1 protein-coding gene and 1 pseudogene are annotated in these 2,153 nt (G+C 50.8%); both read left to right on the top strand.

Going from position 1 to position 2,153, the window contains the following annotated elements; translation table 11 throughout:
• Positions 1–925: 925 nt before the first annotated feature.
• Positions 926–1,252 (top strand): annotated as a pseudogene (locus UK94_RS33395) (IS4 family transposase); the annotation flags it as partial.
• Positions 1,253–1,280: 28 nt separating this feature from the next.
• Positions 1,281–2,075 carry an aminoglycoside O-phosphotransferase APH(3')-IIa gene (locus UK94_RS31715; protein WP_000572405.1) on the top strand — a complete coding sequence of 265 codons (795 nt, stop codon included), beginning with the start codon at positions 1,281–1,283 and terminating at the stop codon, positions 2,073–2,075.
• Positions 2,076–2,153 lie beyond the last annotated feature (78 nt).

Here is a 2,153-nt window from a genome sequence, read left to right as displayed (position 1 = left end):
GAAACCGCCGAGCGCTACGGGATCTAACAGGTTGGCTGATAAGTCCCCGGTCTGACACATAGATGGCGTCGCTAGTATTAAATGCATATTATTTTTATATAGTACCAACCTTCAAATGATTCCCAGATCTCAAACTGGAACAACACTCAACCCTATCTCGGTCTATTCTTTTGATTTATAAGGGATTTTGCCGATTTCGGCCTATTGGTTAAAAAATGAGCTGATTTAACAAAAATTTAACGCGAATTTTAACAAAATATTAACGCTTACAATTTAGGTGGCACTTTTCGGGGAAATGTGCGCGGAACCAGATCCGGCCACGATGCGTCCGGCGTAGAGGATCTGAAGATCAGCAGTTCAACCTGTTGATAGTACGTACTAAGCTCTCATGTTTCACGTACTAAGCTCTCATGTTTAACGTACTAAGCTCTCATGTTTAACGAACTAAACCCTCATGGCTAACGTACTAAGCTCTCATGGCTAACGTACTAAGCTCTCATGTTTCACGTACTAAGCTCTCATGTTTGAACAATAAAATTAATATAAATCAGCAACTTAAATAGCCTCTAAGGTTTTAAGTTTTATAAGAAAAAAAAGAATATATAAGGCTTTTAAAGCTTTTAAGGTTTAACGGTTGTGGACAACAAGCCAGGGATGTAACGCACTGAGAAGCCCTTAGAGCCTCTCAAAGCAATTTTGAGTGACACAGGAACACTTAACGGCTGACATGGGAATTCTTGAAGACGAAAGGGCCTCGTGATACGCCTATTTTTATAGGTTAATGTCATGATAATAATGGTTTCTTAGACGTCAGGTGGCACTTTTCGGGGTTAATTAAGGGCTGCAGGAATTCGATATCAAGCTTATCGATACCGTCGACCTCGAGGGGGGGCCCGGTACCGAGGACGCGTCGAATAATTCCGCTAGCTTCACGCTGCCGCAAGCACTCAGGGCGCAAGGGCTGCTAAAGGAAGCGGAACACGTAGAAAGCCAGTCCGCAGAAACGGTGCTGACCCCGGATGAATGTCAGCTACTGGGCTATCTGGACAAGGGAAAACGCAAGCGCAAAGAGAAAGCAGGTAGCTTGCAGTGGGCTTACATGGCGATAGCTAGACTGGGCGGTTTTATGGACAGCAAGCGAACCGGAATTGCCAGCTGGGGCGCCCTCTGGTAAGGTTGGGAAGCCCTGCAAAGTAAACTGGATGGCTTTCTTGCCGCCAAGGATCTGATGGCGCAGGGGATCAAGATCTGATCAAGAGACAGGATGAGGATCGTTTCGCATGATTGAACAAGATGGATTGCACGCAGGTTCTCCGGCCGCTTGGGTGGAGAGGCTATTCGGCTATGACTGGGCACAACAGACAATCGGCTGCTCTGATGCCGCCGTGTTCCGGCTGTCAGCGCAGGGGCGCCCGGTTCTTTTTGTCAAGACCGACCTGTCCGGTGCCCTGAATGAACTCCAAGACGAGGCAGCGCGGCTATCGTGGCTGGCCACGACGGGCGTTCCTTGCGCAGCTGTGCTCGACGTTGTCACTGAAGCGGGAAGGGACTGGCTGCTATTGGGCGAAGTGCCGGGGCAGGATCTCCTGTCATCTCACCTTGCTCCTGCCGAGAAAGTATCCATCATGGCTGATGCAATGCGGCGGCTGCATACGCTTGATCCGGCTACCTGCCCATTCGACCACCAAGCGAAACATCGCATCGAGCGAGCACGTACTCGGATGGAAGCCGGTCTTGTCGATCAGGATGATCTGGACGAAGAGCATCAGGGGCTCGCGCCAGCCGAACTGTTCGCCAGGCTCAAGGCGCGGATGCCCGACGGCGAGGATCTCGTCGTGACCCATGGCGATGCCTGCTTGCCGAATATCATGGTGGAAAATGGCCGCTTTTCTGGATTCATCGACTGTGGCCGGCTGGGTGTGGCGGACCGCTATCAGGACATAGCGTTGGCTACCCGTGATATTGCTGAAGAGCTTGGCGGCGAATGGGCTGACCGCTTCCTCGTGCTTTACGGTATCGCCGCTCCCGATTCGCAGCGCATCGCCTTCTATCGCCTTCTTGACGAGTTCTTCTGAGCGGGACTCTGGGGTTCGCGGAATTAATTCGACGCGTCAATTCGAGGGGTATCGCTCTTGAAGGGAACTATGTTGAAT

Origin of the sequence: Frankia sp. AvcI1 (genome assembly GCF_001420875.1) — a bacterium.
GTDB classification, from domain to species: Bacteria; Actinomycetota; Actinomycetes; order Frankiales; family Frankiaceae; genus Frankia; species Frankia alni.
Note: the sequence above shows the minus strand (reverse complement) of the source record. Positions and strands in the feature narration are given on the sequence as shown.